This window comes from Bariatricus sp. SGI.154 (assembly GCF_050313795.1).
Taxonomy (GTDB): Bacteria; Bacillota; Clostridia; order Lachnospirales; family Lachnospiraceae; genus CAMBRQ01.
In genome coordinates, this window is record NZ_JBNPMC010000018.1 from 1 (window position 1) to 14493 (window position 14493).

At 43.2% G+C, this 14493-nt stretch carries 10 protein-coding genes and 1 other RNA gene; 8 read left to right on the forward strand and 3 right to left on the reverse strand.

The genetic code is table 11. The annotated features are described in order from the left end of the window. Positions 1-106 precede the first annotated feature (106 nt). Together ACQRBN_RS09525 and ACQRBN_RS09530 are read right to left on the reverse strand one after the other, a co-directional pair. Complete coding sequence (locus ACQRBN_RS09525) at positions 107-532, reverse strand: Hsp20/alpha crystallin family protein (RefSeq protein ID WP_427738733.1); 426 nt, start codon at positions 530-532, stop codon at positions 107-109. A 654-nt stretch (positions 533-1186) separates the two neighbouring features. After that, complete coding sequence (locus tag ACQRBN_RS09530) at positions 1187-2569, reverse strand: citrate/2-methylcitrate synthase (protein ID WP_427738734.1); 1383 nt, start codon at positions 2567-2569, stop codon at positions 1187-1189. Positions 2570-2907: 338 nt separating this feature from the next. Here ACQRBN_RS09530 and leuC point away from each other — a divergent pair, with 338 nt between their 5' ends. From leuC to ACQRBN_RS09565, 7 genes are all read left to right on the forward strand, one after another. Further along, entirely contained in the window at positions 2908-4182 is a 1275-nt protein-coding gene (gene leuC / locus ACQRBN_RS09535; protein ID WP_427738735.1) for a 3-isopropylmalate dehydratase large subunit, read from the forward strand. Continuing rightward, positions 4182-4676 (forward strand): 3-isopropylmalate dehydratase small subunit, encoded by a 495-nt coding sequence (leuD, locus tag ACQRBN_RS09540; RefSeq protein ID WP_427738736.1) that lies wholly within the window; start codon positions 4182-4184, stop codon positions 4674-4676. The genes leuC and leuD overlap by 1 nt, the downstream gene beginning before the upstream one ends. 24 nt (positions 4677-4700) lie before the next feature. Beyond that, positions 4701-6188 (forward strand): threonine synthase, encoded by a 1488-nt coding sequence (gene thrC / locus ACQRBN_RS09545; protein WP_427738737.1) that lies wholly within the window; start codon positions 4701-4703, stop codon positions 6186-6188. 302 nt (positions 6189-6490) lie between these two features. Beyond that, entirely contained in the window at positions 6491-8095 is a 1605-nt protein-coding gene (pckA, locus tag ACQRBN_RS09550; protein WP_427738738.1) for a phosphoenolpyruvate carboxykinase (ATP), read from the forward strand. Positions 8096-8414: 319 nt separating this feature from the next. Then, positions 8415-9803, forward strand: coding sequence for an alanine/glycine:cation symporter family protein (locus ACQRBN_RS09555; RefSeq protein WP_427738740.1), 1389 nt, complete (start codon positions 8415-8417; stop codon positions 9801-9803). Between the two features lie 82 nt (positions 9804-9885). Then, positions 9886-10067: non-coding RNA, 6S RNA (ssrS, locus tag ACQRBN_RS09560), on the forward strand. Between the two features lie 178 nt (positions 10068-10245). Next, the gene (locus ACQRBN_RS09565; RefSeq protein ID WP_427738741.1) at positions 10246-11628 is read left to right on the forward strand and encodes a SpoIID/LytB domain-containing protein; all 1383 of its coding nucleotides are present in this window, start codon (positions 10246-10248) and stop codon (positions 11626-11628) included. Positions 11629-11681: 53 nt separating this feature from the next. On the opposite strand, the gene ACQRBN_RS09570 is transcribed toward ACQRBN_RS09565, so the two are convergent. Next, positions 11682-12548 carry a LysR family transcriptional regulator gene (locus tag ACQRBN_RS09570; protein ID WP_427738742.1) on the reverse strand — a complete coding sequence of 289 codons (867 nt, stop codon included), beginning with the start codon at positions 12546-12548 and terminating at the stop codon, positions 11682-11684. A 251-nt stretch (positions 12549-12799) separates the two neighbouring features. On the opposite strand from ACQRBN_RS09570, the gene ilvD reads away from it, so the two are divergent. Then, on the forward strand, positions 12800-14467 hold the full coding sequence (ilvD, locus tag ACQRBN_RS09575) for a dihydroxy-acid dehydratase (RefSeq protein WP_427738743.1): 1668 nt from the start codon (positions 12800-12802) through the stop codon (positions 14465-14467). Positions 14468-14493: the final 26 nt, after the last annotated feature.

Sequence of the window (14493 nt, forward strand, 5' to 3'; positions counted from 1 at the left end):
TATAAATATTACACAAGATAGGATGATTTATATAAAAGGGAATATTCCCTGACAACATGGGACCGAGCCCCTCTATAATGAAAATAGTGTGTTGGTTAGGTAAAGATTATTCAATTGTAATCAGTTTAGGCTGCTCTTCCTGTTTCTGTATTTCTTTTGGAAATCTCAGATGAAGAACTCCGTCTTTGAAAGCAGCTTTGATATCTTCCTGGGTGAGAGCATCACCTACGTAGAAACTTCTGTTGCAGGTTCCTGTATAACGCTCTTTGTGAACGCAGTTGCCTTTCGCATCTTTCTCTTCTTTGGTCTCATTCTTATGAGCGGTAATGGTAAGATAGCCATCCTTCAGATCCGCTTTGATATCCTCTTTCGCATATCCCGGAAGTTCCATCTCGATCAGATAGTTGCCGTCTTTTTCATGAATGTCTGTCTTCATAATCTGAGCAGATGAACGGTCATAAGAATGTGTAAAGAATGGATCACTGAACATATCATCGAATAAATTGTTAAAACCTCTGTTTGCAAGTAACATAAAACATTCCTCCTTAAAATAGTCCCTTATTGTGATTAGTATATCCAATAAGGTATGTGAATTATTAATTGTTTTATTTGCTATAGTTATTATATAACACATATTTTGGCACTCGTCAAGTGTGAGTGCTAATAAAATTGTGAAAAAAGTGTGAATTTAATTCATGAAGAGTAATTCGTAAGGTGTACGGCAGAGAGGGGCAGTATGGGAGTTCACATCCGGCTCCTCTCTGCCTGATATACTTATGTGTAACTCTTAATGAACTGGGAGTTTTCTTTATTCCCCTACACTTCCAATCTGTTATCCCGCCGACACCGCTCCACACATATTTCCACCGGAATCCCCCCAATGGAGATAATCTTGAGATTTCGGAGATGTCAGGTGCAAGGGCAGGGAAGGTGTGGGCTGTAGCCGTATCATGAGCCTTAGACCCCGTTACAGAAAAAGATACCGTCAGTTCGTACGAAACCAGGACCACAAGTCCTGGTTTCGAGGGCATCTGAGTCGTAAGGCCATCAAGGGCTTACGGCGAATATGCCCGGTTAGAACCGACGGTATCTTTTTCTGTAACGAGGTCTTGGCGAAATGATCCGGTTACAGTTTACACCTTCCCTGCCCTTGCACCGTACATTTTCAAAAATCTATTTTTCTACATTAAATTCGCTCTTCAATCGGAAGAAAACTTCCATGCGCCCCAACGTATTTGTAAGCCGGACGAATAATCTTGCTTGCATTGATTAATTCCTCCAGGCGGTGAGCGCTCCATCCCGGCATACGTGCAATAGCGAAGATCGGAGTGAACAACTCCTGCGGGATGCCAAGCATTGTATATACAAAACCACTGTAAAAGTCTACATTGGCACAGACATTCTTGAATAACCTGCGGTGTTCCATGATCAACTGACCAGCAAGACGTTCTACCAATTCATAGAGAGCGAATTCCTCCATTAATCCCTTTTCTTCTGCCAGAGCTTTGGCATATCTCTTTAGGATTACCTCACGGGGATCAGACAGTGTATAGACAGCATGTCCCATACCATAGATCAGACCGGAGCGGTCGAATGCATCTTTATTCAGGATTTTTTTAAGGTAAGAAGCAACTTCTTCTTCATCCGTCCAGTTCTGGATGTGCGCTTTGATATCGGCGAACATATTCTGCACTTTCAGATTAGCACCGCCATGGCGGGGACCTTTCAGTGAGCCGATCGAAGCAGCGACAGAAGAATAAGTGTCTGTTCCGGAGGAGGTTACTACATGTGTTGTGAAAGTTGAGTTGTTACCACCGCCATGTTCAGCATGGAGAATCAAAGCGATATCCAATACCTTCGCTTCAAGTTCCGTATACACACTGTCAGGACGCAGCATAAGTAATATATTTTCAGCGAGTGATAGTCCTTTTTGTGGATTGCGGATGAATAGCGTTTCATCCCTGCGGAAATGCCGATAAGAATGATAGGAATAAACCGCAATCAATGGGAGTTTGGCAATCAGTTCCAGTGACTGTCGCAGTACATTGCCGGCAGCAATGCTTTCAGGATCGGAATCATATGTATATAATGTAAGGATACACCGCTGCATAGCATTCATGATATTTTCATTCGAAGCCTTCATGACAACGTCACGGACAAAGCGTCCGCCTAACTCTTGTAATTCGAACATAACGTCAAGAAACATGTTAAGTTCCTGCTGTGTTGGCAATTTGCCGAACAAAAGCAGGTAGATTGTTTCCTCGAATCCATATTTCCGTCCTTCTAATCCGGCAACAATATCAGTCACGTCAATTCCCTGATAATATAACTTCCCTTCCGCAGGAATCTGACGCCCATTCACCAGATTATAAGCACAGACATCTGAGATCTCCGTAAGTCCTGTTAACACACCTTTTCCGGCAGAATCACGCAGCCCCCTCTTTACATCATATTCAATATAAAGATTAGGGTCGATCCGATGATTCTTCATCAACTCTTCCTCAAGCCTGTCAAATCCCTCTTTTAAAATTCCATTCTCCTCCACATTCTGCATTCCATTCTCTCCCATAGATACCTCCATCTTCCAAAAAACAAAAAACACCTATTACATTACATCCTTGTAACTAATTGGTGTTGATTAACAAATACATGAATTCTCACCTATTCTACACGAAAACTTGCCATAATACAAGAATTTTTTTCCGCTTTATACATTTTCCTGCATTTTTATACTCTTGCTGCAAACATCACATCTTCCATATGCATTAGTTTCTGCACTGCATACACTGTCCGGAATAAAAAATCCTTGATAGTTCTTACCTTCTTCCAGATTCTTTCTTGCATCACAATATTTACCTGTGTTAGAATAGCACGTAAGATTAATCAGAAGAATAGGAGGTTGTCGTGATGGGAATGACAATGACGCAGAAAATATTGGCGGCTCATGCAGGACTTGACTCTGTGGTAGCCGGACAATTAATAGAAGCGAAATTAGACGTAGTTATGGCGAATGATATTACCGGACCAATGGCACTGCCAATTTTCAGAGAGATGGCTGAGAATGTATTTGATAAGGATAAAGTTGTACTGGTACCGGATCATTTTACACCGAATAAGGATATCAAATCAGCAGAGAATTCCAAATCCATCAGAGAATTCGCAAGAGAGCAGGGACTTACCTGGTACTTTGAGCAGGGGAAATCCGGTGTGGAACATGCGATTCTGCCGGAGGCAGGAGTCGTAGTTGGCGGAGAGTGTATTATCGGTGCTGACTCACATACATGTACATATGGAGCATTAGGAGCATTCTCAACGGGTGTTGGAACTACTGATATTGCAACAGGAATGGCAACCGGAGAATTATGGTTCAAGGTTCCAAGTGCGCTGAAGTTTGTCCTGACCGGAAAACCGGGACCGTATGTCAGTGGTAAAGATGTAATTATTCATATCATTGGCAAGATTGGCGTAGACGGAGCACTGTATAAGTCTATGGAATTTGTTGGAGACGGTATTGCGAACCTGTCTATGGATGATCGTTTTACTATGGCGAATATGGCAATTGAAGCTGGCGCTAAGAATGGAATCTTCCCGATTGATGAGAAAGCAGAAGCATATATGAAGGAGCATTCTAAGAAAGAATATAAGATCTATACAGCAGATGAAGACGCTGAATATGATGAGGTTATTGAGATTGATCTGTCAGAAGTCCGTCCGACCGTTGCGTTTCCGCATCTTCCAGGCAATGCTAAGACGATTGATGAGATCGAGGCAATGGATCCAATTAAGATCAATCAGGTAGTGATCGGTTCCTGTACCAATGGAAGAATGGAAGATATGAGAAAGGCGGCGGCAATCCTTAAGGGACATACGGTTCATGAGGATGTGCGTGTTATGGTAATTCCGGCAACACAGAAGATCTATAAGCAGTGTATTGCAGAAGGGCTCCTGGACATCTTCGTAGACGCCGGATGTGCAGTTAATACACCGAGCTGCGGACCTTGTATGGGTGGTCATATGGGTGTTATGGCAGCAGGCGAGAGATGTGTGTCCACGACGAACCGTAACTTTGTAGGAAGAATGGGACATGTGGATTCCCTAATCTATCTTGCTTCTCCAGAAGTGGCAGCGGCAAGCGCAATCGCAGGATGTATTGCGAATCCAGAGAAAGTAGGTGACAGATAATGAAGGCATTAGGACATGTATTTAAATATGGCGATAACGTAGATACAGACGTTATCATTCCGGCAAGATATCTGAATTCTTTTGATGCACAGGAACTGGCAAGCCATGCAATGGCTGATATTGATCCGGAATTCGTGAATAAGGTGAAACCAGGGGATCTGATTGTGGCGGATAAGAATTTTGGATGCGGTTCTTCCAGAGAACATGCGCCGCTTTGCTTGAAGACAGCGGGAGTTAGTTGCGTAATTGCGGAGACATTTGCCAGAATCTTCTACAGAAATGCAATCAATATCGGACTCCCGATCATCGAATGTCCGGAAGCAGCGAAAGGTATTGAAGCAGGAGATGAAGTGGAAGTGGACTTTGACAGCGGCAAGATCTATAACCGTACCAAAGGAACCCAGTTCCAGGGTCAGCCATTCCCGGAATTCATGCAGAAACTGATTGCGGCAGGCGGACTAGTGAAGTATACTAATAGCAAAAAAGCGGACTAAAGAATGATAGAAGGGTGAAAAAAGATGAATCTACATTACAAAAGTACAAGAAATTCGAATCTTAAGGTAACAGCTTCTGAAGCGATTCTGACAGGGCTTGCTCCGGACGGAGGATTGTTTGTGCCGGAAGAGCTTCCGGTTCTGGATGTCTCTATGGATCAGTTGAAGGATATGTCTTATCAGGAAACTGCATATGCGGTTATGAAGCAGTTCCTGACTGACTTTACAGAGGAAGAATTGAAGAACTGTATTGGTAAGGCTTATGACAGCAAGTTTGATACGGAAGAGATTGCGCCTCTGGTAAAAGTAGATGATACGTATTATCTGGAATTGTTCCACGGAGCAACGATTGCATTCAAGGACATGGCATTATCCATCCTGCCACATCTTCTGACTACATCTGCGAAGAAGAATCATGTGGAGAATGAGATTGTAATCCTGACTGCAACTTCAGGAGATACCGGCAAGGCGGCTATGGCAGGATTCGCGGATGTGGAAGGGACCAGAATTATTGTATTCTATCCTAAGAATGGTGTCAGCAAGGTACAGGAACTCCAGATGGTGACGCAAAAGGGAAGTAATGTAGACGTTGTTGCAATTCACGGTAATTTTGACCATGCGCAGAGTGGCGTGAAAGCCATGTTCGAGAATCAGGAACTTGCAAAGGAACTGGCGGGCAAGGGCTACCAGTTCTCTTCTGCGAATTCTATTAATATCGGACGTCTGGTTCCGCAGGTGGCATATTATGTCTACGCTTATGCGAAACTTCTGGCGAATGAAGAGATTGCTGACGGAGAGAAGATCAATGTAGTGGTTCCGACAGGGAATTTTGGTAATATTCTGGCTGCTTATTATGCGAAGCAGATGGGAGTGCCGATTGATAAGCTGATCTGTGCTTCGAATGAGAATAAAGTTCTGTTTGATTTCTTTGAGACGGGCACTTATGACAAGAACAGGGAGTTCATGCTTACATCATCCCCGTCTATGGATATTTTGATTTCCAGCAATCTGGAACGTCTGATTTATCTGATCGCAGGTGAAGATTCAGAGAAGACGAAGGAACTGATGGAAGAATTGAAGAATGGCGGAAGTTATACCATTACATCTGATATGAAGGATAGACTTGCTGATTTTGCAGCAGGCTTCGCTTCAGAAGAGAAGACAGCAGAGAGTATCAAGGCAGTATATGACAAGACCGGATATGTTATGGATACGCATACTGCAGTTGCTTCCTATGTCTGCGGACAATACAAAGAAGAGAGTAAAGATGGGCGGAAGTGCGTGATTGCCTCTACTGCAAGTCCATACAAATTTGTGAAGAGCGTTATGACTGCAATTGATGATAAATATGCATCAGCGGATGAATTCAGGTTGTTAGAGGAACTGCAGAGTGTCTCAGGGGTTACCATGCCTCAGGCAATTAAGGACATTCTGGATGCACAGGTGCTTCATACTCTGGAATGTGATGCAGACAAGATGGAAGAGACGGTAAAAGGAATTCTTAAACTGTAAGTGCCAGTAGTCTATCTGTGTCCGTAAAAGGATTGGAAAAAACTGATAAAAATTTTTGCACATAAAAATGCAAGATTGGGATGTGAATCTTGCATTTTTATTGATTTTTGGCATAATTATAAAGAACGTTTATATTATAAATGAATTATAACTATAATTGACCTTCGCGAAAACATTGTTAAAGTATTGACTTTTCTATGGGGAAATGCGATAATAAAGCAAATGTCGCTGTGGAAGTATATTGATACAAAGATACGATGACATAGCGAAAGTGAATATGAAAGAAAAGAGGTTAGATGAAGATGGCGAAAATCGATTTAAGCAAGTACGGTATTTCCGGAACCACAGAGATTGTACACAATCCTTCTTATGAATTATTATTTGAGGAAGAGACGAAAGCCGATCTGGAAGGTTTCGAAAAAGGTCAGGAGAGTGAACTTGGAGCAGTGAATGTAATGACAGGTGTATACACAGGACGTTCACCTAAAGATAAATTCATTGTAATGGATGAAAACTCTAAGGACACTGTATGGTGGACTTCTGATGAATATAAGAATGACAACCATCCGGCTTCTGAGGAAACATGGGCTGTAGTAAAGGATATCGCAATCAAGGAACTTTGCGACAAGAAACTTTATGTAGTAGATGCTTTCTGTGGAGCAAACGAAGATACTCGTATGGCTATCCGTTTCATCATGGAAGTAGCATGGCAGGCTCATTTTGTTAAGAATATGTTTATCCAGCCTACAGAAGAAGAACTCGAGAAGTTTGAGCCAGACTTCGTTGTTTACAACGCTTCTAAAGCAAAAGTAGAGAACTATGAAGAGTTAGGTCTGAATTCAGAGACAGCAGTCGTATTCAATATCACAAGCCGTGAGCAGGTTATCATCAATACATGGTACGGCGGAGAGATGAAGAAAGGTATGTTCTCTATGATGAACTACTATCTGCCACTGAAGGGTATCGCTTCTATGCACTGTTCTGCAAATACAGATATGAACGGCGAGAATACAGCAATCTTCTTCGGACTTTCCGGAACAGGTAAGACAACTCTGTCTACAGATCCTAAGCGTCTCCTGATCGGTGATGATGAGCACGGCTGGGATGACAATGGTGTCTTCAACTTTGAGGGCGGATGCTATGCTAAGGTTATCAACCTGGACAAAGAGTCTGAGCCAGATATCTACAATGCAATTAAGCGTAATGCTCTTCTTGAGAACGTAACATTAGATGCTGAAGGTAAGATTGATTTTGCAGATAAGAGTGTAACAGAGAATACACGTGTATCTTATCCAATCGATCATATCGAGAAGATCGTTCGTCCGGTATCAGCAGCACCGGCAGCACAGAACGTAATCTTCCTGTCTGCAGACGCTTTCGGTGTACTTCCTCCGGTATCTGTATTGACACCAGAGCAGACACAGTACTACTTCCTGTCAGGATTTACAGCAAAACTTGCTGGTACAGAGCGTGGTATTACAGAGCCAACACCTACATTCTCTGCTTGCTTTGGACAGGCATTCCTGGAACTGCATCCTACAAAATATGCAGAAGAACTTGTTAAGAGAATGGAGAAGAGCGGCGCTAAGGCATATCTGGTTAACACAGGATGGAACGGAACAGGCAAACGTATCTCTATTAAGGATACACGTGGTATCATCGATGCAATCCTGAATGGTGATATCCTGAATGCACCAACGAAGAAGATTCCATACTTCAACGTTGAAGTACCAACAGAACTTCCGGGTGTAGATCCGGCAATCCTTGATCCTCGTGACACTTATGCAGATGCTGCTGAGTGGGAAGAGAAAGCTAAGGATCTGGCAGGAAGATTTATCAAGAACTTTGCAAAATACGAAGGAAACGAAGCTGGTAAGGCATTAGTTTCTGCTGGTCCTCAGTTATAAGAAGAGGTTAGAACTGAAAGGGTTCTTTGAACTTCTAAGAAGTAATATAATTCAAGCGTGAATATTAAGGAGTGATTTCGAGGAGGAATCACTCCTTTTTGGCTGCCAATGCATCCGGATGGAACTGATAGTGGCAAGTCCTGTAGGTATGTTTCTCTATTGTGAAAAATTTGTTGAATGTGCTGTAAAAATCATAAAAGATTGTACAAAAAATATCATTCATGACTAAAAAATATCAATTGTATACAATTTGAGAATTATATGATATTGTTAGATTAACAGGTATCGTTATCAAAAATATGAAAGAGAGGAACAAACTATGTTACAAACCATTGAGGCTGTTAATTCAGCGATTAACGACTTTGTCTGGGGAGTGCCAGCAATGGTCTGCATCATTGGCGTAGGGCTTGTGTTAAGCTGCCGTACCGGATTCATCCAATTCCGTAAGTTTGGGTATGCACTGAAGAATTCTATTGGAAAGATTTTCTCAAAGGAAGAGGCAAAAGAGGGAAGTATTACTCCATTCCAGGCAGTTTGTACTGCGCTTGCGGCTACCGTAGGAACGGGAAATATTGCGGGTGTAGCTGGAGCCATTGCAATCGGAGGTCCGGGAGCTGTTTTCTGGATGTGGGTATCTGCACTTCTGGGTATGTGTACGAAGTTTTCAGAGGTTACGCTTGCTGTACACTTCCGTGAGAAGAATGCAGAAGGCGACTATGTTGGCGGTCCTATGTATTACATTAAGAATGGACTTGGAAAGAATTGGTACTGGATGGCAGTCATCTATGCAGCACTTGGTTCATTAACTGTATTGGGAACAGGTAATGCGACTCAGGTAAATACCATTACAGCATCCATTGATTCTGCCCTTCTTAACTATGGTATCATTGGGGATGGACAGGTAGGAACGGTTAATCTGATCATCGGTATCGTAATCGCTATTCTGGTAGCAATCGTGCTTCTTGGCGGCGTGAAGCGTATCGGAAGCGTAACAGAAAAACTGGTGCCGTTTATGGCTGTTTTCTATATTATCCTTGCTCTTGGAGTTGTTTTCATGCACATTGGTTCTGTACCGGCAGTATTTGAATCAATCTTTGTTGGTGCATTCAATCCATCAGCATTTACAGGTGGTGTGGTAGGAAGTCTCTTTGTAAGTATGAGAAGAGGCGTATCACGTGGTATCTTCTCTAACGAGGCTGGTATTGGTACCGGATCTATCGCTCATGCATGTGCAGATACAGACCAGCCGGTAAAACAGGGCATGTTCGGTATCTTTGAAGTATTTGCTGATACGATTGTTATCTGTACACTTACAGCCCTTGTAATCCTGCTTGGCGGCGAAGGTATTGAGTGGGGAGCAGCAGCAGGTGCGGAACTTACGATCTCCGGATTTACATCCAGTTATGGTAACTGGGTATCTATCTTTACAGCAATTGCGATGTGCTGTTTCGCATTCTCAACGATTCTTGGATGGGGACTTTATGGCGCACGTTGTATTGAGTTCGTATTTTCAACTAAGATTGTAAAACCATTCTTTATCGTTTATTCACTGGTAGCAATTCTTGGTGCAACAGTAGATCTCGGAATCATCTGGGGAATTGCAGATACATGTAACGGACTGATGTCTATCCCGAACTTAGTTGCATTGTTCTTGTTATCAGGAACTGTTGTGAAACTGGTGCGCGAGCATTTTGCAAAAGAAAAATAATCGTACATAGATGATACATTTTTTCTGGATTTTCAGAGAAGCAGTTGTAAATTCTATGTAAATAGGTTATAATATCCTCAGTAACAACCTGGGATGCTCGATAACTTCTGTAATTTTGAACCTACAAAACTTTAAACGGGACTCTTATATCTCCGTAATATGTCAAGCCTCCGAACGTGCAGTGGAAGGCAGAAAAGCGGATGCGGACACCCACCTGGCTACGGCTAGGAGTCAAAATACAGAAACCGGCATTTTGGGGGACATACAAAAGATGAAGGACAGTCGTTTATCGGCTGTCTTTTTAATATATACTATTAGGGATGGATATCATTGGGAGTATGATTTTCTGAGATAGTGGTGATGCGAAAGTAAATGACGGTATATTATACCGGGACAAAGCATACATTGAGAAAAGAGCATTGGACAAGAGGATATCGATAGATTGAGTAGATATTACAGAAAGAAGACGAATAGAAGATCTGGAAATAGATGGAAGAGTTGGAACAACTGGAATCGGTATGGAGGAGAGCGTATCTTTCTATATGGATTGCTTGTATGTGTCAGCCTGCTAATTGTCGGCAGCCTGTTGTCGGCAGTGATGCCGGGAAAGCCTGAACTACATAAAAGGGTAGAGAGGAAGAAGGAAGAGGAAGTGCAGGAACCGAAACAGGAGATCGACAATCCGAATATCAGAGTGCTGATTATGACGAATGGATATGCGAACATTGTACATCCAAGTGTGGTATTATCCTCAGAGACTGGATTGACCGTTACATGTGGAGAGGAGCAACAAGAGATAGAAGCCGGACAGATGCTTGCGATTGTACCGGATGACGAGAGATTCCAAAGTGGCAGCATACGTATCTGTGCACATGACGGAGGGGAAGTTGCTATACATAGTATACAGAGAGGGTACGGAACGCCGTCTTATGCCGGAACACTGGAACTTCGGACTACAGCGGAAGGAATTGCAGTGATCAATGAATTGCCGGTGGAGACCTATCTATGTAAGGTGGTGCCAAGTGAGATGCCGGCATCTTACGAATTAGAAGCGTTAAAAGCCCAGGTGGTGTGTGCAAGAAGTTATGCCTATCAGCAGATGCAGGACTATGCGTACCCAGAATACGAGGCACATGTGAATGACAGCACGGATTATCAGGTGTATGGGAACTCTCCGGCTCAGGAATCATCCAGTCAGGCGGTAAAGGAGACGGCGGGACAGGTTGTGCGGTATCAGGGACAGGTTGCCACAACTTATTATTATTCTACTTCCTGTGGAAGGACTACAAGTCCGGAAGCATGGGGAACGGCAGGTAATGAGGGGAATCAGTATCTTCAGGCGGTGGAAGTGAAAGATGAAGATGGAGACTATGAGAAAGAACTGCCGTGGTATCGTTGGACGGCGGTGGTACCGGTGGAGACGCTTTCGAACCTGATAGGGTTGAATACGGGGAAGGATGTCGGAACCTTGCAGAGTGTGGAAGTTACGAAAACCGGGCCTGGGGATGTGGCGCTTCAGATCTGTGCAACAGGAGACAAGGGGACGGTAACAGTAGATACGGAGAATAAGATTCGAAGAGCCTTTGGCGGCAGTGGATATGAGATCTGCAAGCAGGATGGGACGACGGTGCCCAGTTCTGCGTTACTTCCAAGCGCATTTTTTACAATCCGAAGAGAAGGAGATGCTTTCGTGATAGAAGGCGGCGGGTATGGTCACGGGATTGGAATGAGCCAGAATGGGGCCAATGAGATGGCGAAAAAAGGAAAGAATTATGTGGATATATTAACGTTGTTCTTTTGTGATATAACAATTGAGGGGCTATAGATTCAGAAGGAATCATAGCCCCTTTCGCTGATATACCGGTACATTTGCAAGAATCAATGTGACAATTCTAACTTTTTTACATAGTCAAGGAATTTCAAAAGTGCAAGTGATGGAGGAATATCTTTGGACCATGCCACGCCAAGTACTCGTGAAAAATGTTCGGTAAAGGATCTGACACATACATCAAACGGTGCGTTGTGAAGCAATAACTTTGGAAGAATTGTAATGCCGAATCCTTTTTCCACCATCTTGAGTGCGGCAAAATCCTCGTTTAATTGATATCGAATCTTAGGGTGGATATTATTCATTTCGAAGATTTTTCCGGTTTCAAAATCCAATTTATCGGCTGAAAGGACGAAATCCTCCTTGTCAATATCTGCCAGGGAGATGGAGAGTTTTTCTGCCAAAGGATGATTCCTGGGTGTTGCCAGCATCAGTTCATCCTTCATAATCGGAACAAAGTTTGCGGATGGTATGGCAAATTTTGAGGTGAAGATACAATCTAATTGTCCGGAGTTCAAAGAGTCTGTCAGCGGCTGGAAATCCTGAACTATAATGTCAAATGTGATATTCGGATATGTATCGGAAAATAGCCGTAGTATATCTGGGAGAATATGGTAAGAGATACTTTGGATTGTTCCGATGCGGATATAGCCGCTGTCAAGGCTTGTAAGATTCGAGGCAATCTGTTGTATCTGATTTTGTGCGTCGCAGATGATACGAAGCTGTTCGATGATTGACTCCGTATTTGGCAGCAGTTCCATGCCGGTTTTAGAACGATTGAATATGGAAAGTCCGATTTCCTGTTCAAAATTCTTAATACACTGGCTGACAGCGGAACGGGTATAATTTAATTTTTTTGCTGTTTTCGAGATGTTTTTCGTCTCGCAGACGTCTAAAATAATCTGATATTTGTCCACAATCATTATCCTCTTATCAATGTTAGATGATAGTCATAAAAAATGAACAGGAACGTAAAAAAAATTGGACGACTGTATGGTTTTGTTCATAAAAGTACTAAAACACATACATATGTTAAAGAAATTTAACAGTTCGTCAATTTTCAATTACTTTTTCAATTCATTTTTTTATAGATATATTATACACAAAAGATAAATAATTGTCATTCGGTATCGTGAAGAAAGAATAATGTATATTAGGAGGAAGTGCTATGGGTAAGGAGTATTGGAATGGAGCAGATGCGGCGCACAGGCGTGTCATGATGAAAGCGGCTGGGTATTCGGATGAAGATATCCGGAAAAAGCCGCATATCGGTGTGCCGAACTCCTATATGGAAGGATCGCCGGGAACTGCACATTTAAGAAGAATCTGTGATGCGGTCAAAGAAGGAATCTGGGCAGCAGGCGGTGTACCGGTGGAGTTCGGGATTCCGGCAACCTGTGGGAATGTTGCAAATGGAAGTGATGAGATGAAATACGAACAGATTGGGCGTGATATCGTGGCTATGTCTGTGGAGTTCGTATCTCGGGTTCATCATTTTGACGGACTGGCAATGATTGCTTCCTGTGATCTTATTATTGCGGGATGTTATCTTGTGGCAATGCGTCTCGATATACCGGCAATGGTGGTGACGGGTGGGTCTATGATGGCTGGTCAGTACTGTGGAAAGACGGTAGTGGAAGCGGATCTTGATGCAGCTCGTTTTTCCGGTGCAAAAGAAAGCGAACTTTTTGACCTGGAAGAGAGTGTGTGCCCATCCTATGGTGCATGTCCATCCATGGGGACTGCCAATACGATGCAGATGTTAGGCGAGGTGCTGAATCTTGTACTCCCGGGAACTGCGACGACACCAGCGGCGGATAACGCAAGAATCCGGCTTGCAAGAAGTGCCGGGAAATATATCGTAGAGATGGTGAAGACGGATATGCGGCCATCCAAATTGATTACGAAAGAAGTTCTGTTGAATGCTATTATGTTTGATATGGCGGTTGCCGGATCTACAAATGCGGTGCTGCATCTGCTTGCCTATGCGTATGAGATGGGAATCAAACTTACGTATGAAGATTTTGATAAATATGCCCAGGAGATCAAATGTATCAATGCTGTGATTCCAAGTGGTCCTTATACGGTCGTTGATTTCCACTATGCTGGCGGAGTGATGCAGGTGATGAAGCAGTTGGAAGGCAAGATATTTACGGATGCGCCGGGAATGTATGGCACGACATGGGGAGAAATGCTTGCAAAAGTAGAATCGAAGCCGAATAAAGTGATTCACTCGCTTGAGAATCCGGTATCCGAACTTCCGGGGCTTAAGATTATGTATGGCAATCTTTGCGGCAAGGGTGCAATCGTAAGACCTACCGCTGTTTATGATGAAGTGAGATATATAAAGGGGAAAGCGAAGGTCTATGAGGGAGATTATCCGGCATTCGTTGCGATTCAGGAAGGTGAGATTGTCGCGGGTGATATCATTGTGATTCGTTACGAAGGATGTAAAGGGGCGCCGGATATGAAGGAATTGATGCTCAGTATTGATGCTTTGATTGCCAAAGGGCTGGATAAGAGTTGTGGCCTTATCACGGATGCAAGATTTTCGGGGTTCAATTTTGGGGCGATTATCGGACATGTATCGCCAGAGGCTTACGATGGCGGTGTAATCGCGCTGGTGGAGAATGGAGACGAGATTGAGATTGATATTCCTGGCGGAACCGTGAATCTGCTGGTATCCGATGAAGAATTGGAAGAGAGGAGAAAAAATTGGGTACAGCCACAACTGAAGCAGCAGAAAGGATGCCTGAATATTTATGCCCAGATGTGCCGACCGGCAGAAGAAGGCGGGGCGATGCAGCCATGGCCGCTGGATGCAAAATATACTTAAGAATTATCGATTAGAGATAGATGGGA

What these genes read in the sequence shown, in the direction of transcription:
- leuC (WP_427738735.1), top strand. Translation starts at nt 2,908, where the DNA reads ATGGGAATGACAATGACGCAGAAAATATTGGCGGCTCATGCAGGACTT.
- thrC (WP_427738737.1), top strand. Translation starts at nt 4,701, where the DNA reads ATGAATCTACATTACAAAAGTACAAGAAATTCGAATCTTAAGGTAACA.
- leuD (WP_427738736.1), top strand. Translation starts at nt 4,182, where the DNA reads ATGAAGGCATTAGGACATGTATTTAAATATGGCGATAACGTAGATACA.
- ACQRBN_RS09555 (WP_427738740.1), top strand. Translation starts at nt 8,415, where the DNA reads ATGTTACAAACCATTGAGGCTGTTAATTCAGCGATTAACGACTTTGTC.
- ACQRBN_RS09525 (WP_427738733.1), bottom strand. Translation starts at nt 532, where the DNA reads ATGTTACTTGCAAACAGAGGTTTTAACAATTTATTCGATGATATGTTC.
- ACQRBN_RS09530 (WP_427738734.1), bottom strand. Translation starts at nt 2,569, where the DNA reads ATGGGAGAGAATGGAATGCAGAATGTGGAGGAGAATGGAATTTTAAAA.
- ilvD (WP_427738743.1), top strand. Translation starts at nt 12,800, where the DNA reads ATGGGTAAGGAGTATTGGAATGGAGCAGATGCGGCGCACAGGCGTGTC.
- pckA (WP_427738738.1), top strand. Translation starts at nt 6,491, where the DNA reads ATGGCGAAAATCGATTTAAGCAAGTACGGTATTTCCGGAACCACAGAG.